This is a genomic window from Pseudomonas sp. ACN5, assembly GCF_002303975.1.
GTDB lineage: Bacteria > Pseudomonadota > Gammaproteobacteria > Pseudomonadales > Pseudomonadaceae > Aquipseudomonas > Aquipseudomonas laurylsulfatiphila.
In genome coordinates, this window is record NZ_MRCP01000005.1 from 160,473 (window position 1) to 177,468 (window position 16,996).

13 protein-coding genes are annotated in these 16,996 nt (G+C 60.8%); 8 read left to right on the forward strand and 5 right to left on the reverse strand.

Annotated elements, in window-relative coordinates; all coding sequences use genetic code 11:
* Window positions 1–96: 96 nt before the first annotated feature.
* The 4 genes from BSF40_RS11700 (at window position 97) to BSF40_RS11715 (ending at window position 4,227) form a co-directional block, all read left to right on the forward strand.
* Window positions 97–333: a DUF1653 domain-containing protein gene (locus tag BSF40_RS11700; RefSeq protein WP_007986363.1), complete on the forward strand. Its 237-nt coding sequence runs from the start codon at window positions 97–99 to the stop codon at window positions 331–333.
* A 114-nt stretch (window positions 334–447) separates the two neighbouring features.
* Window positions 448–3,075 (forward strand): type I DNA topoisomerase, encoded by a 2,628-nt coding sequence (gene topA, locus BSF40_RS11705; protein ID WP_095965238.1) that lies wholly within the window; start codon window positions 448–450, stop codon window positions 3,073–3,075.
* 299 nt (window positions 3,076–3,374) lie between these two features.
* The gene (locus BSF40_RS11710) at window positions 3,375–3,899 is read left to right on the forward strand and encodes a DUF6586 family protein (RefSeq protein WP_095965239.1); all 525 of its coding nucleotides are present in this window, start codon (window positions 3,375–3,377) and stop codon (window positions 3,897–3,899) included.
* 94 nt (window positions 3,900–3,993) lie between these two features.
* The gene (locus tag BSF40_RS11715) at window positions 3,994–4,227 is read left to right on the forward strand and encodes a hypothetical protein (RefSeq protein ID WP_015095953.1); all 234 of its coding nucleotides are present in this window, start codon (window positions 3,994–3,996) and stop codon (window positions 4,225–4,227) included.
* A 93-nt stretch (window positions 4,228–4,320) separates the two neighbouring features.
* On the opposite strand, the gene sulA is transcribed toward BSF40_RS11715, so the two are convergent.
* Window positions 4,321–4,797: an SOS-induced cell division inhibitor SulA gene (gene sulA, locus BSF40_RS11720; RefSeq protein ID WP_095965240.1), complete on the reverse strand. Its 477-nt coding sequence runs from the start codon at window positions 4,795–4,797 to the stop codon at window positions 4,321–4,323.
* 10 nt (window positions 4,798–4,807) lie between these two features.
* A complete protein-coding gene (lexA, locus tag BSF40_RS11725) occupies window positions 4,808–5,416 on the reverse strand; it encodes a transcriptional repressor LexA (protein WP_007974043.1) in 609 nt (202 codons plus the stop codon).
* Between the two features lie 229 nt (window positions 5,417–5,645).
* Between lexA and BSF40_RS11730 the strand changes: the two genes are divergently transcribed.
* The 3 genes from BSF40_RS11730 (at window position 5,646) to BSF40_RS11740 (ending at window position 8,272) form a co-directional block, all read left to right on the forward strand.
* Window positions 5,646–6,353, forward strand: coding sequence for a TetR/AcrR family transcriptional regulator (locus BSF40_RS11730; protein WP_095965241.1), 708 nt, complete (start codon window positions 5,646–5,648; stop codon window positions 6,351–6,353).
* A gap of 158 nt (window positions 6,354–6,511) precedes the next feature.
* Complete coding sequence (gene nagZ, locus BSF40_RS11735; RefSeq protein ID WP_095965242.1) at window positions 6,512–7,522, forward strand: beta-N-acetylhexosaminidase; 1,011 nt, start codon at window positions 6,512–6,514, stop codon at window positions 7,520–7,522.
* 12 nt (window positions 7,523–7,534) lie between these two features.
* Window positions 7,535–8,272, forward strand: coding sequence for an S-methyl-5'-thioinosine phosphorylase (locus tag BSF40_RS11740; RefSeq protein WP_095965243.1), 738 nt, complete (start codon window positions 7,535–7,537; stop codon window positions 8,270–8,272).
* Window positions 8,273–8,398: 126 nt separating this feature from the next.
* Here BSF40_RS11740 and BSF40_RS11745 read toward each other — a convergent pair whose 3' ends face one another.
* The 3 genes from BSF40_RS11745 to mfd are packed head-to-tail and all read right to left on the reverse strand — an operon-like array spanning window position 8,399 to window position 15,137.
* On the reverse strand, window positions 8,399–11,092 hold the full coding sequence (locus BSF40_RS11745; protein ID WP_095965244.1) for a DEAD/DEAH box helicase: 2,694 nt from the start codon (window positions 11,090–11,092) through the stop codon (window positions 8,399–8,401).
* A 6-nt stretch (window positions 11,093–11,098) separates the two neighbouring features.
* Complete coding sequence (locus BSF40_RS11750) at window positions 11,099–11,677, reverse strand: CsiV family protein (RefSeq protein WP_095965245.1); 579 nt, start codon at window positions 11,675–11,677, stop codon at window positions 11,099–11,101.
* Window positions 11,678–11,687: 10 nt separating this feature from the next.
* Window positions 11,688–15,137: a transcription-repair coupling factor gene (mfd, locus tag BSF40_RS11755; RefSeq protein WP_095965246.1), complete on the reverse strand. Its 3,450-nt coding sequence runs from the start codon at window positions 15,135–15,137 to the stop codon at window positions 11,688–11,690.
* Between the two features lie 363 nt (window positions 15,138–15,500).
* On the opposite strand from mfd, the gene BSF40_RS11760 reads away from it, so the two are divergent.
* On the forward strand, window positions 15,501–16,964 hold the full coding sequence (locus BSF40_RS11760; RefSeq protein ID WP_095965247.1) for a glyceraldehyde-3-phosphate dehydrogenase: 1,464 nt from the start codon (window positions 15,501–15,503) through the stop codon (window positions 16,962–16,964).
* Window positions 16,965–16,996: the final 32 nt, after the last annotated feature.

A 16,996-nucleotide genomic window follows, 5' to 3' on the forward strand; every position in this document is an offset into this window, starting at 1 on the left:
GTTTCGTTGATGGAAGCCGGGGCCAAGTGCCCCGGTTTTTGTTTTTCCGGATTTATTTTGTTTTTATTTTGAAAAAATTTGAGTGAGGGCCAAAGCATGCCGATACAACCTGGGCTCTACCAACATTACAAAGGTCCGCAGTACCGCGTATTCAGTGTTGCGCGGCATTCGGAAACCGAAGAAGAAGTGGTCTTCTATCAAGCCCTGTATGGCGATTACGGCTTTTGGGTGCGTCCCTTGAGCATGTTCCTGGAGTCCGTCGAAGTTGACGGCGAACAGGTGCCACGCTTTGCTTTGGTGCAGGCCGAGGAAAGCCTTTTTACCAAGCCATAAGCTGAGTGCGCGCAATACCCTGCGCTTGACCTCACCTTGTAGCCACTATATATAGCGGTGCCGCGTCAGGCGCCAACCGCCTTTCACTTCTCGAATTCAGGAATTTTCTGATCCATGGGCAAATCGCTGGTCATTGTGGAATCCCCGGCTAAGGCCAAGACCATCAACAAGTATTTGGGCAACGAATACGTGGTGAAGTCGAGTATCGGCCATATCCGAGACCTGCCCACCAGCGGTTCGGCTAGCGCCAGCAAAGAGCCGGCCGCCAAGCGCGGCAAGGCTGTTGCGGGTGAAGCGCCGGCACTGTCGCCTAAAGAAAAAGCGCGCAAGCAGCTGGTCGCGCGCATGGGGGTCGATCCGGACCATGGCTGGAAAGCCAAGTACGAGATCCTCCCGGGCAAGGAAAAAGTCATCGAAGAGCTGCGCCGGCTCGCCAAGGATGCTGACACCATCTATCTCGCAACCGACTTGGACCGCGAGGGGGAAGCCATTGCCTGGCACCTGCGCGAAGCCATCGGTGGTGACGACAGCCGCTACAAGCGCGTGGTGTTCAACGAAATCACCAAGAAGGCGATCCAGGAAGCCTTCTCCCAGCCGGGCGAGCTGGATATCGACCGCGTCAACGCCCAGCAGGCCCGTCGTTTCCTCGACCGCGTCGTGGGCTACATGGTTTCGCCGCTGCTGTGGGCCAAGATCGCTCGCGGCCTGTCCGCCGGTCGCGTGCAGTCGGTTGCCGTGAAGCTGGTGGTCGAGCGCGAACGTGAAATCCGCGCGTTCATCCCGGAAGAGTACTGGGAAGTGCACGCCGACCTCGGCACCGCAAAAGGCGCGACCGTGCGTTTCGACGTGGCCCGCGAAAAAGGCGAAGCCTTCAAGCCGCTCAACGAAGCCCAGGCCATGGCCGCGCTGGAGAAGCTCAAGGCTTCCAGCTACAGCATCGTCAAGCGCGAAGACAAGCCGACCAGCAGCAAGCCGTCGGCGCCGTTCATCACCTCCACCCTGCAGCAGGCCGCGAGCAACCGCCTGGGCTTCGGGGTGAAGAAAACCATGATGATGGCCCAGCGTCTGTACGAAGCCGGCTACATCACTTACATGCGTACCGATTCGACCAACCTCTCGGTTGATGCCGTGGCGATGGCGCGTACTTATATTGAAGGCGAGTTCGGCAAGAAGTACTTGCCGGAAACCCCGAACGTCTACAGCAGCAAGGAAGGCGCACAAGAGGCTCACGAAGCGATTCGTCCCTCCGACGCCAACACCGAGCCAAGCAAGCTGTCGGGTATGGAGCGTGACGCTGAGCGCCTCTACGAGCTGATCTGGCGCCAGTTCCTGGCTTGCCAGATGCTGCCGGCGCAATACCTGTCGACGACCGTCACTGTGGGCGCTGGCGACTTCGAGCTGCGTGCCAAGGGCCGCATCCTGAAGTTCGACGGTTACACCCGTGTCATGCCGCAAATCGCCAAGCCAGGCGACGACGATGTGCTGCCGGACATGGCCCAGGGCGACGCGATGAAGCTGATCAAGCTTGATCCGACCCAGCACTTCACCAAGCCGCCGGCGCGTTACTCGGAAGCCAGCCTGGTAAAAGAAATGGAAAAACGCGGCATCGGTCGTCCTTCGACCTACGCAGCGATCATTTCGACCATTCAGGACCGTGGTTATGTGGCGTTGCACAACCGTCGTTTCTACTCGGAAAAGATGGGCGACATCGTCACCGAACGCCTGGCCGAGAGCTTCTCGAACCTGATGGACTACGGTTTCACCGCCGGCATGGAAGAGCATCTCGATGACGTGGCCCAGGGCGAACGCGACTGGAAAAACGTACTCGACGAGTTCTACGGCGACTTCAAGAAAAAGCTCGAAGTAGCCGAAAGCCCGGAAAACGGCATGCGTGCCAACCAGCCGGTGATGACTGACATTCCGTGCACGACCTGCGGTCGTCCGATGCAGATTCGCACCGCGTCGACCGGTGTGTTCCTCGGTTGCTCAGGCTACAGCCTGCCGCCGAAAGAGCGCTGCAAGGCCACCGTCAACCTGGTGCCGGGCGACGAAATCGCCGCGGACGATGAAGGTGAGTCGGAGTCGCTGGTATTGCGTGGCAAGCACCGCTGCCCGATCTGCAGCACGGCGATGGATGCCTACCTGCTGGACGAGAAGCGCAAGCTGCACATCTGCGGTAACAACCCGGATTGCGACGGCTACGAAATCGAAGAGGGCACCTATCGCATCAAGGGCTATGAAGGTCCGAGCCTGGAATGCGACAAGTGCGGCAGCGAGATGCAGCTCAAGACCGGCCGTTTCGGCAAGTTCTTCGGCTGCACCAACGCGACCTGCAAGAACACCCGCAAGCTGCTGAAAAGCGGTGATGCGGCGCCGCCGAAGATGGACCCGGTGAAGATGCCTGAGCTGAAATGCGAAAAGGTCAACGACACCTATATCCTGCGCGACGGTGCATCCGGCCTGTTCCTGGCGGCCAGCCAGTTCCCGAAAAACCGTGAGACGCGTGCTCCGCTGGTTATCGAGATCGTGCCGCACAAGGATGAGATTGATCCGAAGTATCACTTCCTCTGCGAAGCGCCGAAGAAAGATCCCGATGGCCTCCCGGCTGTGATTCGTTACAGCCGCAAGACCAAGGAACAGTACGTGCAGACCGAAGTTGACGGTAAGCCGACTGGCTGGAAAGCGTTCTACGACGGCGGCAAGTGGACGGTTGAAGACAAGCGCCCGGCAGCGAAGGCGTAGAATCGCAAGACCCCTGTGGGAGCGAGCTTGCTCGCGATGGTCGTCAACGATAACGCGGGCCTTCAGGATGCCCGCGTTGCTCTCAAGTCCATCGCGAGCAGGCTCGCTCCTACAAAAGGCGCATGGGAACTGCGAAGGCGTAGAATCGCAAGACCCCTGTAGGAGCGAGCTTGCTCGCGATGGTCGTCAACGATAACGCGGGCTTTCAGGATGCCCGCGCTGCTCTCAAGTCCATCGCGAGCAAGCTCGCTCCTACAGGACCTGCGTGAAGCAATTATTTCGTTGTGGAGGCTGCCGTCATGGCCCACGAACTTTATACCCGCACCAATCAGAAGATTTATTTCGCCGGCTTGTCGCTGGAAGCACTGGCGCGCACTGAAGAGGGGCGGGCGATGAATTCCCTGGCGCTGATCCAGGCCGGACGCGAATCGGCGCTGTTTCACCTGTACGGCGCGCTGTTGGGCCTGTGTCACGAAATCGCCGGCTTCTATCGCCTGCCTCAGGCCAATGCACCCCGTGCGGAGCTGCTGCTGACTCGCGAAGTGCTGGAAACCATCGCCATTCCGGAAATGGCCGAGCTGGTCGAGCTGGCCAATAACCCGCAGACCTGGCTGGCCAGGTTGTTGGCTGCCCATGCTGCGTTGTTTCAGCCGCCGCGCGCGCCCCGCAAGCCAAAAGGGGACGTGACCCAGCCACTGATTCAGGCGGTCAATCTGGATGAAGCGGATGAGCCAGAGGAACTGAGTCGGGAAGAGCTGGAGAGCTGGCGCCAGAATCTGAAAGGATTGGCGATCCGCTTTCGCGAAGGTCTGAACGAGTGCTGACAGAAACAGTTTTGGGGTGGCATCTGGTCAAGATCCCGAGCGAAGCCTGGCCGATGCCTATATAATCCCCGCCTTTCGTGGAGAACAGTCCTTTATGCCAACGTCCTTTCTAGAAATTGTCGAGTTACCAGACGGCCGTATCGAGCTACGCAGGGCCGAGGACGAGGGTTCTCTGGTTACTTTGGATTTCTCCGAGGACGCCAAAGCGTTCCTGCAAGGGCAACACGTGGAAGTCGCCAAGGCGATGTTGAGCGTGGGAGTCCAGATGGCAGGTCGCCTGGTTGAAGGCGAATTCGACAAGGACGAGGGGTCACGGGTTCTTCATTGATCCCCGTCCGTCGGTTTTCTTGATGTCGCTACACATCGGCTTCTCTCTCCCTGGAGAAGCCTCGCGCGCTGAAGCTCGCGCCCCGGCTGTCAGTTATCCCAAACGAATATTCAGGCTCTGAGCGTCCCCGGTCCGGGCGGCGCTGATCAGCTGTTGCCGGGATTGGCTGCTCAACGGGTTGAGCCAGCTGACAACCGTATGGCTGCGCCCAAGACGCAGGGCTTCGCAGGTCAGTTGCTGAGCACTTTGGGTGCCTCGGGGGTGCAGCAACAGAATGCGCTCGCGGTTGAGGCCGGCATCTCGCAGCCAGGCTTGAGTCAGGCTGGCGGGCGGCGCGATCAGTGTCAGCCAGCGTGCGTCCTGGTCCTGGCTCAATTCCCTGAGGATCGGTGCCAGAAGGCTCAGGCAGTTCCCGGCTGCACCACGCAGTGACAGCTCGCTGAAAACGTCAGGTTCGGCGCTCCAGGGGGACTCGACTACGTCTTTCAGGATCGGCGCCAATGGCTGTGCCATGAACGCTTCGAACAACGGCAGTTGGGTTTGCTGTGGTGATGGCTGTGGGAACTGCATGGAGCCTCCTTTAGCGGCGAATCACGCCGACACTCAAGCCTTCGATCACCAGTTCCTGATCTTGAAGGTTCACTTCGATAGGGGCGAACTCGGGGTTCTCGGCGATCAGCCAGACTTTGCTGCCATCACGCTTGAAGCGCTTGACGGTCACTTCGTCGCCGATTCGTGCAACCACGATCTGGCCGTTACGGGCTTCGCGGGTGGTGTGGACGGCCAGCAGGTCGCCGTCGAAAATGCCGACATCCTTCATGCTCATCCCGTGGACGCGCAGCAGGTAGTCGGCGCGCGGGTGGAAGAAGGCAGGATTGATGTTGCAGGACTCTTCGATGTGTTGCTGCGCTAGAATCGGGGCACCGGCTGCGACCCGGCCAATGATCGGCAGGGTGGAATCATCGGCCTTGGCTTCGAAGCCGGGGATGCGAATGCCACGGGAGGCGCCAGGCGTCATCTCGATGGCACCTTTGCGGGCCAGCGCCTTGAGGTGCTCTTCCGCCGCATTGGGTGACTTGAAACCCAGTTCCTGAGCGATTTCCGCACGGGTGGGGGGGTATCCGTTGTCTTCCAGGCAGCGTTTGATGAAAGCCAGAATCTCTGCTTGTCGTGGCGTCAGCTTTAGCATATTGATCGCTCTGTTTTTTTATACAGTGACTGGGATTATATACAGTAAGACGGTCTTGGCAATGCTCCATTTTTCAGTCGCCGCCAGACGGTCAATCAGTCAGTGGATTCAAGCTTCGCCGTTGTGTGGTTAAATATCTGACCGACCATTCCCGAAACGAACTGCCAGACTTGACAAGGCACAGGCTGAAACGTATGTTTCAAACAAGTGTTTGTCAGGCGGAGTAGCCATGGCCCAGTCGGAAACCGTTGAACGCATTCTTGATGCAGCCGAGCAGTTGTTCGCGGAAAAAGGTTTCGCCGAAACCTCGTTGCGCCTGATCACCAGCAAGGCCGGTGTCAACCTGGCGGCGGTGAACTATCACTTCGGTTCAAAGAAGGCGTTGATCCAGGCGGTTTTCTCGCGGTTCCTCGGGCCGTTCTGCATCAGCCTCGACAAAGAGCTGGAGCGGCGTCAGGCCAAGCCTGATATCAAGCCGACCCTCGAAGAGTTGCTGGAAATCCTCGTCGAGCAGGCCCTGGTGGTGCAACCGCGCAGCGGCAACGACCTGTCCATCTTCATGCGTTTGCTGGGGCTGGCGTTCAGTCAGAGCCAGGGGCACTTGCGTCGTTATCTGGAGGACATGTACGGCAAGGTATTCCGCCGCTACATGATGCTGGTCAACGAAGCGGCGCCGCGTATTCCGCCCATCGAACTGTTCTGGCGGGTGCACTTCATGCTGGGTGCGGCGGCGTTCAGCATGTCCGGTATCAAGGCCTTGCGTGCGATTGCCGAAACCGACTTCGGCGTGAACACCTCGATCGAGCAGGTCATGCGCCTGATGGTGCCGTTCCTGGCTGCCGGCATGCGTGCCGAGTCCGGTGTGACCGATACCGCCATGGCCACTGCCCAGTTGCGTCCACGCAGCAAATCGACACCGGTTGCTGCCAAGGTTTAACCGCGCACGGGTGGGCGCGGCAGCTGACATCCGCTAAGCTAGCCGCCCATGCCGACTCTCGTTCTGAACCCGTTTTCCATCGAACTCGCCAATCTGCCAGGCCTTGCCCCTGGCGGCGAATTCGTGTGGGCAGGGTTTTCTGTTATCAAGGAATTTTTATGACTGCTGGCTTGCAAGGCTCGTTGATGGTGGACGTCGCCGGTACCTGGCTGACGGCTGAAGATCGCCAATTGTTGCGCCAGCCCGAAGTGGGCGGCCTGATCATTTTTGCCCGTAACATTGAACATCCGCGTCAAGTGCGCGAGCTGAGTGCAGCGATTCGCGCCATTCGCCCCGATCTGCTGTTGGCGGTGGATCAAGAGGGCGGCCGCGTGCAGCGCCTGCGCCAGGGGTTCGTGCGCCTGCCCGCCATGCGCGCCATTGCCGACAACCCGAACGCCGAATACCTGGCCGAGCAGTGTGGCTGGATCATGGCGACCGAAGTGCTGGCCGTTGGCCTGGACCTGAGTTTCGCCCCTGTGCTCGACCTCGATTACCAGCGCAGCGCCGTTGTCGGCACCCGTTCTTTCGAAGGTGATCCCGAGCGCGCTGCCTTGCTCGCGGGTGCATTCATCCGTGGCATGAACAGCGCCGGGATGGCCGCTACCGGCAAGCATTTCCCGGGTCACGGCTGGGCCGAGGCTGACTCCCACGTCGCGATCCCGAATGATGAGCGCAGTCTCGATGAGATCCGCGCCAACGACCTGGTGCCGTTTGCCAAATTGAGCAAGCAACTGGCCGCAATCATGCCGGCCCACGTTATTTATCCACAGGTCGATTCCCAGCCCGCAGGCTTCTCCCGCCGCTGGTTACAGGACATCCTGCGCGGCGAGTTGCAGTTCGACGGCGTGATCTTCAGCGACGACCTGTCCATGGCGGGCGCCCACGTGGTCGGCGATGCCGCCAGCCGTATCGAAGCAGCGCTGACGGCCGGTTGCGACATGGGCCTGGTGTGCAACGATCGCGCTGCCGCCGAACTGGCCCTGAGCGCTGCGCAACGCCTGAAGGTCAAGCCTTCCGGGCGCATTGCGCGGATGCGCGGCCGGTCGTTTGCCAGCACCGAATACCGTCAAGACCCGCGCTGGCTGGCCGCTGTCGGCGCGCTCAAAGAAGCTCAATTGATTGATTAAGGACTGTTCGTTATGACGGTTTACGCGATTATCGGTGGCACCGGCCTGACTCAACTCGAAGGCCTGAGCATTCGCCAGTCACTGGCAGTGGACACGCCTTATGGTGCACCTTCGGCCGACGTGCAAATCGGCGAGTATGCCGGAAAGGAAGTGCTGTTCCTCGCGCGTCACGGCCATCCCCATCGTTTCCCGCCGCATCAGGTCAACTATCGCGCCAACCTCTGGGCGCTGAAGCAGGCCGGTGCCGAAGCCATTCTGGCCGTCAATGCCGTGGGCGGCATCCATGCGGCCATGGGCACCGGGCACTTTTGCGTGCCGCATCAGTTGATCGACTACACCAGCGGTCGCGAGCACACCTACTTTGCCGATGACCTGGAGCACGTCACTCATATCGACTTCAGCTACCCCTATAGCGAGCCGTTGCGCCAGCAATTGATCGCGGCGCTGGCGGCGGAGGGTGTGGGCTACAGCAGTCATGGCGTGTATGCCTGCACTCAAGGGCCGCGCCTGGAGACGGTGGCTGAAATCGCCCGGCTGGAGCGCGACGGCTGCGACATCGTCGGCATGACCGGTATGCCGGAAGCGGCCCTGGCCCGCGAGCTGGAACTGGATTACGCCTGTCTGGCGCTGGTGGTGAACCCGGCGGCGGGCAAGTCGACGGCGGTGATCACCATGGTCGAGATCGAGCAGGCGTTGCATGACGGCATGGGCAAGGTGAAATCGACGTTGGCGCGGGTGCTCAAGGGCTGAGTCTGGCGGTATACCGAGTCGCTCCCTTCGCGGGCAAGCCCGCTCCCACAGTGACCGCGTCGAACACAAACTCTACCTGTGGGAGCGGGCTTGCTCGCGAAGAGGCCGGTTCAAACGCCAAAAATCTCAACGCTTTCCGAGATTTTCCGGCAACGGCGCAAACAACGCCTCGATATCGTCGCTCTGCAGTTTCCAGTCCCCGGCCTTGCGCCCATCCAGCACGCCGGCCGCGAGGTCGGATTTTTCCTTCTGCAGGTGCTGGATCTTCTCTTCCACCGTGCCGCGCGCAATCAGCTTGTAGACAAATACCGGCTTCTCCTGGCCAATGCGATACGCCCGGTCGGTCGCCTGGTTTTCAGTCGCCGGGTTCCACCACGGATCGTAATGAATCACCGTGTCCGCTTCAGTCAGGTTCAGGCCAACGCCACCCGCCTTCAGGCTGATCAGAAATATCTGACGCTTGCCACTCTGGAATTCCTTCACCGGAGTGCGGCGGTCGCGGGTCTGGCCTGTCAGCAGGGCGTAGGCGATTCCACGCTTGTTCAGCTCATCCTCAATCAGCGACAACATTGACGTGAACTGCGAGAACAGCAGGATCCGCCGACCTTCCTCGAACAATTCCTCGAGCATTTCCATCAGACTGTCGAGTTTGCCCGAGGTACTGCCACGGCTTGGCAGGGTCGCCTCGTTGACCAGGCGCAAATCGCAGCACACCTGACGCAGCTTGAGCAGCGCTTCGAGAATGATGATCTGGCTGCGGGCTACGCCTTTGCGGGTGATCTCGTCGCGGACTTTCTTGTCCATGGCCAGGCGCATGGTTTCGTAAACGTCACGCTGGGCCTCGTTGAGTTCGACCCAGTGGATGATCTCGGTTTTCGGCGGCAACTCAGTGGCCACCTGTTCCTTGGTGCGGCGCAGCAGGAAGGGTTTGATCCGGCCGTTGAGGTGTTGAAGCCTGACCTCGCTGGTGCGTTTTTCAATCGGTACGCGGTAGTCGCGGTTGAAGCTTTTGACGTCACCGAGCCAGCCGGGCAAGAGGAAGTGAAACAGTGACCAGAGTTCGCCGAGGTGGTTTTCCAGCGGCGTGCCGCTCAGGCACAGGCGCTGCCGGGCATTGAGCTCGCGGGCAGCCTGAGCGGCCTTGCTGGTCGGATTCTTGATGTACTGCGCTTCATCCAGCACCAGGATGTGCAAGGGCTGCGTCGCCAGGCGTTCGACATCCTTGGGCAGCAGCGCATAGGTGGTCAGGATCAGGTCGTAGTCAGCCAGCTTGTCGAAGTGTTTTTTGCGGCTGGCACCGTACAGCGCCAGTACCTTGAGCTGCGGCGTAAAGTGCGCTGCTTCGTCGAGCCAGTTGGGAATCAGGCTGGTCGGCATCACCACCATGCACGGCCGGTCGAGACGGCCGGCGTTTTTCTCGCTCAGCACGTGCGCCAGTGTCTGCAGGGTTTTGCCCAGGCCCATGTCGTCCGCGAGAATGCCACCCACTTCCAGCTGCCGCAGCGATTGCATCCAGCTCAAGCCCTCAAGCTGATACGGGCGCAGCGTCGCATTCAAACCTTGCGGGGCGGCAGCGGTGTGGTCCTTGATGTCACGCAGGCGCTGGGCAAAGGTGCGGATCTGTTCGCCGCCCTCCCAGAGCAGTGGCATGTCTTCCAGCGGGTTCAGGCGCGTGGCATCGGCCTTGCTCAGGCGCAGCGTGGTGTCACCGGGTTCCTGCAGGTAGAACTCGCCGAGGGTGGCCAGCACCGGCTTCAAGCGGCCGAAGGGCAGGGCGACTTGCAGCGGGCCGTGCTCGGAGTTCGGGCGATGGGGGATGTTGACCAGGATCAACTCGTCGTCGCGGCGTCGGGCCAGGCGCTCCGGGTTGAGGATTTCGGTGTGGGAGCGCATCAGGTTGAGCAGGATCGGCAGCAGGCTCAAGCGCTCGCCGTTGACGATGATCCCCAGTTCCAGGTCGAACCAGTCGCGCTCCGGTGCCTGTTCGACCGTGGCGTACCAGTCATCTACCGCCGTCAGGTCGAACCCGAAGTCCTCGTCGATCTGCAGTTCCCAGCCCTGGGTGCGCAACTTCGGCAGTTCATTGAGGGTAAAGGTCAGCCAGGCGCTGTCGTTGACCATCTCGAACAGTTCGCCGGCGCTTTCCGGCAAGGCCTTGCTTTGTCGGGTGGCGACTTTGAAGCCGAGGATTCGCAACTGTTCCCGGTAGGACTGTTCCACGTCCGGGTGGCGTTTTATCCGCAGTGTCTGGGTTTCCTGACGAATCAGGATGTCGGAATTCTTCTGTCCGCTAACGTATTCGTCCAGATAGCTGAAGGACAGCGCCGCACGATGCTGGATGTAACGCTGCATTCGGCCGTTGCGCGGTTCGAAGGCGCTGAACTCGATGCTGGCCAGCCACAGGCGCGGTACCGGCTGCACATTGTCCACCAGCACTTGCGGCGGGGCTTTCGGGCTGCGGTTTTCCAGGACGGCCTGGAGTTTTTCCAGGAGTTCGGCGTCTTTGGCGGCAGCGGGGTAGTCGAGGGTTTCCTGCACTTGCAGGAGCACTGCTGCGCAATGTTTGCAGTTGTTGTGGACCGGGCAGGAGCAGATGGCATCGACCATCAGCAGCGTGCCTTTGGCTGACTCGCGCAGGCGAATGGTCTGACGGTAAACGTTACCGCCCGAGCCTTCGCACGCGGCGACGATGGTTGCGTCGCCGGCCTCGACGATCCTGACACGATTCTCCAGCGCGTAACGGCGACCACGCTCCAGGCTCTGTTCCTTGAATCGGCTGACCCAGGATGGTGCCAGGGGTTTGCTCAGGGTCGCGGACATAGGGAATCAGTCCGGAATTTCTTCGGGTGCTGCTCGGGGTGCGGGGGCGGTCAGCGAAGTGATCTTGATCAGCAGGCCGAGGTGGCCGTTGTCGAGGAAGTTCAGCTGGCCGTTCTTGGTATGGCTTTCCTGTTTCAAGCGTTCGCTGGCAGTCACCATGCCATTGGCATCGATCTGATTGACCCAGAAATCGGCGTCGACGTCGGTAAAGCGTCCCAGTTTCATGCTCAGCGTGCCCTCGATCGGGAACTGACCATATTGTTCCTTGCCGTCGCTGATCGCCACTTTGCTGGCGTTTTCGCCGAGCGTCTGTTGCCAGGCCTTGTGCAGCAACACCGTGTAGTCGGCGCTGCTGGTGAGTTTTTCCACCTCGCCATTCAGGCTTGGCGTGCGCAGGCTGTCGGGGCTGACGGGTTGGGCGCCAGCGGCCCAGTCTTCCGGTGCGGCGCGGCTGACAATCGCCGGCACGGCGTTTTGCCGGACCAGAATCATTTCGACCTGATACAGGTCATCGGCAGATGCCGTGGGGGCGACCAGCGCTGGCATCAAAAGGGACAGCAGGGTCAGTGAGCGGAACAGGCGCATGCGGCGTCCTTCAAGCAGTTTTCGGAACGAGGCGCTCGAACAGCGCCTCTACAGTATTAAAGCGCTCTTCCGGGCGCTCCATCGGAACCATGAACTTGAACATCGTGGCCCCTTCGAATTTGTAGCGTTTTGGCTGGCCCTGGATCAGCTTGATCAGGGTCAACGGGTCGACCGGCGTCTGCGCAGCGAACTCGACGCGACCGCCTTGCGGGCCGCCATCGACTTTCTTGATGCCCAGTTGCTCGGCCTGCAGCTTCAATGCAGTGATGCGGATCAGGTTCTTGGTTGGTTCCGGCAACAGGCCGAAACGATCGATCATCTCCACCTGCAAATCCTTGAGGCCGTCCTCATCGGTGGCCGAGGCAATGCGCTTGTAGAGAATCAGGCGGGCGTGGACATCCGGCAGGTAGTCTTCCGGAATCAGCGCCGGTACCCGCAAATTGACTTCAGGACCACCGCCGAGCGGTTGATCGAGGTTCGGCTGCTCGCCCTTGCGGATCGACTTCACCGCGCGTTCGAGCATTTCCATGTACAGCGTGAAGCCGACCGCCTGGATCTGCCCGCTCTGACCGTCACCGAGCAGTTCGCCGGCACCACGGATTTCCAGGTCGTTGGTGGCGAGCACGAAGCCCGCGCCGAGGTCCTGGGTGTTGGCGATCGCTTCCAGGCGCTTTTCCGCGTCCGGCGTGATTTGCTGGCGCGGTGGCGTCAGCAGGTAGGCGTAGGCCTGGTGGTGACTGCGTCCGACCCGGCCGCGCAGCTGGTGCAACTGGGCCAGGCCGAACTTGTCGGCACGCTCGATGATGATGGTGTTGGCGCTCGGTACGTCGATGCCGGTCTCGATGATGGTCGAGGCGATCAGCACGTTGAAGCGCTTGTGGTAGAAGTCGCTCATCACCTGTTCGAGTTCGCGCTCGCGCATCTGTCCGTGACCGATGCCGATCCGTGCTTCCGGTACCAGCTCGGCGAGGTCGGCGGCGCATTTCTCGATGGTCTTCACGTCGTTGTGCAGGTAATAGACCTGGCCGCCACGCAGCAGCTCACGCAGCAAGGCCTCTTTGACCGTGCTCTTGTTCTGCTCCATGACGAAGGTGCGTACGGACAGGCGGCGGGCCGGCGGGGTGGCGATGATCGACAGGTCACGCATGCCCGACACCGCCATGTTCAGCGTGCGCGGAATCGGCGTGGCGGTCAGGGTCAGGATGTCGACTTCGCTGCGCAGGGCCTTGAGCTGTTCTTTCTGGCGCACGCCGAAACGGTGTTCCTCGTCGATGATCACCAGGCCGAGGTTTTTGATCTTTACGTCGTCTTGCAGCAGCTTGTGCGTGCCGATGACGATGTCGATCTTGCCTTCGGCCAGATCGGCGACGGCGGCATTCACTTCCTTGGCCGACTTGAAGCGGCTCATCACTTCCACGGTCACCGGCCAGTCGGCGAAGCGGTCGCGGAAGCTGTTGTAATGCTGCTGGGCGAGCAGGGTGGTCGGCACCAGGATCGCTACCTGGCGACCACCGTGGACCGCGATGAACGCGGCGCGCATCGCCACTTCGGTCTTGCCGAAGCCGACGTCGCCGCACACCAGGCGATCCATTGGCTTGGGCGCGAGCATGTCTTCGCGCACCGCTTCGATGGTGGTTTGCTGGTCCGGGGTTTCTTCGAACGGGAAGCCGGCGCTGAAGGTGGCGTAGTCGGCTTTCGGGTCGGCGAAGGCGTAGCCTTCACGGGCGGCGCGGCGTGCATAGATGTCGAGCAACTCGGCAGCCACGTCGCGGACCTGTTCGGCGGCTTTGCGCTTGGCTTTCTGCCAGGTCTCGGAACCGAGGCGGTGCAGCGGGGCCAGGGCATCGTCGCTGCCGGTGTAGCGGGCGATCAGGTGCAGGTTGGCCACCGGCACGTAGAGCTTGGCGCCTTCGGCATATTCCAGGGCAAGGAATTCGGCGGTCTGGTTGTCGATTTCCAGGGTGGCCAGGCCCAGGTAGCGGCCGACACCGTGGTCGATGTGCACCACCGGCGCCCCTTCGCGCAGCTCGGTGAGGTTCTTGATGACGGCGTCGTTGTTGGCATCGGCGCGCTTTTCGCGGCGACGGCGCTGCATCACGCGCTGGCCGAACAGCGGGCTTTCGGCGACCAGGGCCAGGGCTGGATCGTCCAGCACCAGGCCTTCGTCGAGCGGTGCGATGGTGATCGCCAGGCGTTCTTTGCTGGCGACGAAGTCTGGCCAGCTGTCGACGGTTTTCGGTCGCAGCTTCAGACGCTCCAGCAGCTCCAGCAGCACTTCGCGGCGGCCTGCGGATTCGGCGGTGAACAGCACGCGACCGGGGAACTGGTCGAGGAAGTCCGCCAATGCCGCCAACGGCTGGGTAGCCTTGGCTTCGATGGCCAGGTTCGGTAGCTCGCGAGCCGGGAAGCGCTCGCGACCGCCACCGCTTTCCACATCCTGTTGACTGGCCACCACACGCGGCCAGTTCTTCAGGCGTGCGAAGCAATCTTCCACCGGCAGGAACAGTTCGGCGGGTGGCAATAAAGGACGGGACGGGTCGACACGGCGTTCTTCATAGCGATTGCGCACGTCGTTCCAGAAGTTTTCCGCGGCTTGCTCGATGCCCGGCAGGGAAAACACTTGCGTGTCCTGGGGCAGGTAATCGAACAGCGTCGAGGTTTCCTCGAAGAACAGCGGCAGGTAGTACTCGATGCCGGCCGGGGTAATCCCGCTGCTCAAATCCTGGAAGATCGGGCAACGGCGGAAGTCGACGTCAAAACGCTCACGGAAGCGCGCCTTGAAACGGGTGACCGCTTCTTTTTGCAGCGGGAATTCCTTGGCCGGCAACAGCTTGACCGAGTCAACTTTATCGATGGAGCGCTGGTTCTCCGGGTCGAAGGTGCGCAGGGTTTCGATTTCGTCGTCGAACAGGTCGATGCGATACGGCAACTTGCTGCCCATCGGGAACAGGTCGATCAACGAGCCGCGAACGGTGAACTCGCCGTGTTCATACACCGTATCGACGTAGCGATAACCCGTGGCTTCAAGCCGGGTGCGCATTTGCTCGACGTCGAGTTTCTGGCCGATGTCCAGCACCAGGCTGCTGCCGAGCAGGAATTTGGTCGGTGCCAGGCGATGCAGGGCGGTCGTGATCGGCACCACCAGTACGCCATGGCTCAGTTCCGGCAACCGGTACAGGCTGGCGATGCGCTGGGAAATGATGTCCTGGTGCGGTGAGAACAGGTCGTAGGGCAGGGTTTCCCAGTCAGGAAAGTGTAGTACGGGCAAATCCGGGGCGAAGAAACCCAGCTCCTGTTCCAGCCGTTCGGCACTTTGGCTGTCGGCGGTCAGCAGCAGGGTAAAGCGCTTGGCAGCGCTGGCGGCCTCGGCGATGGCCAGGCTCAGGGCGGCACCGGGCAGATTGCCCCAGTGCTGTTTACCTGCCGCGGCAGGGAGAAGCGGTAGACGCAGAACGGGCACGGAAGGTTGAGCTCCAAGCGTTGCGACAAAGTCGGTAATTGTAGCGGCCTACGATGCCGCCTGTCAGTTGCTGACTGCGTCTAAAGCACGGGTTTGGTGAAATGTAGTGGTAAAGACAAAATTCGGCGGTTTTTTGCCGGAAATTATTGAATATGTAGTGGCAAATACAACGAGTGTTACGGAGGGTTACGGATAAGGTAGCGCGACCTCCAAAAAAGTGACTGCGCTGAAAGCCCCGGTTTTATTGGGTTTGCGCGAGGCGCAATTTTTTTGAACGACGAATTGTTACGTAAAGCACGACGGGCGCGCATTGCTACGGCTGTCACTCGGCGGCATAATGTAGCCCCTTTTTTCTGCCCCTACATGTGGAAGGTTCCCGTGACTCAGAAGCCCGACCAGTGTCTTGGTGAATGGATCGACCGTGAAGCACTCGCAGAAGCGATGATTCCGCTTATCGGTCAGCTCTACCGCAATAACAACGTGGTGAGCTCGATCTATGGCCGCAGCCTGATCAATCGTTCAGTCATTGCGATTCTCAAAGCTCACCGCTTTGCTCGTCACCGTCAGTCCGACGAAAGCGAGCTGTCCGTCCACGAAACATTCCCGCTGATCAAGGCGATGAGCGAACTCAAGCTCGGCGCCGCTTCGGTGGACCTGGGCAAGCTGGCGGCCAAATTCAAGGCCCAAGGCAATGGCCGCACTGCCGAGCAGTTCGTCCGTGAAGAACTGGCCGACGTGGTTGGCCAGCAAAACGCATCGGCCCGCAAAGGCACCGACGTTGTCCTCTACGGCTTCGGTCGTATCGGCCGTCTGCTGGCGCGCATCCTGATCGAGAAAACCGGTGGCGGCGACGGCCTGCGCCTGCGTGCCATCGTTGTCCGCAAGGGCGCCGAGAACGACCTGGTCAAGCGCGCCAGCCTGCTGCGTCGTGACTCGGTGCATGGTCCGTTCGATGGCACCATCACCATCGATGAAGCCAACAACACCATCACCGCCAACGGCAACCTGATCCAGGTTATCTACGCCAAGAGCCCGACCGAAGTCGACTACACCCAGTACGGCATCGAAAACGCTCTGATCGTCGACAACACCGGTGTATGGCGTGACGCCGACGGCCTGGGCCAGCACCTGGCCTGCCCGGGCGCTGCCCGCGTGATCCTCACCGCACCTGGCAAGGGCGCGCTGAAGAACATCGTGCACGGCATCAACCACGGCGACATCACCCCTGACGACAAGATCATCTCGGCGGCGTCCTGCACCACCAACGCCATCGTGCCGGTGCTCAAGGCAGTCAACGACAAGTACGGCATCGTCAACGGCCACGTCGAAACCGTTCACTCGTTCACCAACGACCAGAACCTGATCGACAACTTCCACAAGGGCAGCCGTCGTGGCCGCGCCGCGCCGCTGAACATGGTTATCACCGAGACCGGTGCCGCCACCGCAGCCGCCAAGGCGCTGCCAGTGCTCAAGGGCAAGCTGACCGGCAACGCGATTCGCGTTCCTACGCCGAACGTGTCGATGGCCATCCTGAACCTGAACCTGGAAAAGGCCACCACTCGCGAAGAGATCAACGAGTACCTGCGCCAGATGGCCATGCACTCGGATCTGCACAAGCAGATCGACTACGTGAGCTCCCAGGAAGTGGTTTCCACCGACTTCGTTGGCTCGCGCCACGCAGGCGTAGTGGACGCTGAAGCGACCATCACCCAGGATAACCGCGTTGTTCTGTACGTTTGGTACGACAACGAGTTCGGTTACAGCTGTCAGGTGGTTCGCGTGATGGAAGACATGGCCGGTGTAAACCCGCCAGCATTCCCGCGCTAAGCCTTAGCCGCACATGAAAACGCCCCGGCCTT

Excerpts from the sequence above, each read along its gene's own strand:
- BSF40_RS11740 (WP_095965243.1), top strand. The coding sequence starts at position 7,535 with ATGACGGTTTACGCGATTATCGGTGGCACCGGCCTGACTCAACTCGAA.
- lexA (WP_007974043.1), bottom strand. The coding sequence starts at position 5,416 with ATGCTAAAGCTGACGCCACGACAAGCAGAGATTCTGGCTTTCATCAAA.
- nagZ (WP_095965242.1), top strand. The coding sequence starts at position 6,512 with ATGACTGCTGGCTTGCAAGGCTCGTTGATGGTGGACGTCGCCGGTACC.
- BSF40_RS11730 (WP_095965241.1), top strand. The coding sequence starts at position 5,646 with ATGGCCCAGTCGGAAACCGTTGAACGCATTCTTGATGCAGCCGAGCAG.
- BSF40_RS11700 (WP_007986363.1), top strand. The coding sequence starts at position 97 with ATGCCGATACAACCTGGGCTCTACCAACATTACAAAGGTCCGCAGTAC.
- BSF40_RS11760 (WP_095965247.1), top strand. The coding sequence starts at position 15,501 with ATGTGGAAGGTTCCCGTGACTCAGAAGCCCGACCAGTGTCTTGGTGAA.
- BSF40_RS11715 (WP_015095953.1), top strand. The coding sequence starts at position 3,994 with ATGCCAACGTCCTTTCTAGAAATTGTCGAGTTACCAGACGGCCGTATC.
- BSF40_RS11710 (WP_095965239.1), top strand. The coding sequence starts at position 3,375 with ATGGCCCACGAACTTTATACCCGCACCAATCAGAAGATTTATTTCGCC.
- BSF40_RS11750 (WP_095965245.1), bottom strand. The coding sequence starts at position 11,677 with ATGCGCCTGTTCCGCTCACTGACCCTGCTGTCCCTTTTGATGCCAGCG.
- BSF40_RS11745 (WP_095965244.1), bottom strand. The coding sequence starts at position 11,092 with ATGTCCGCGACCCTGAGCAAACCCCTGGCACCATCCTGGGTCAGCCGA.
- topA (WP_095965238.1), top strand. The coding sequence starts at position 448 with ATGGGCAAATCGCTGGTCATTGTGGAATCCCCGGCTAAGGCCAAGACC.
- sulA (WP_095965240.1), bottom strand. The coding sequence starts at position 4,797 with ATGCAGTTCCCACAGCCATCACCACAGCAAACCCAACTGCCGTTGTTC.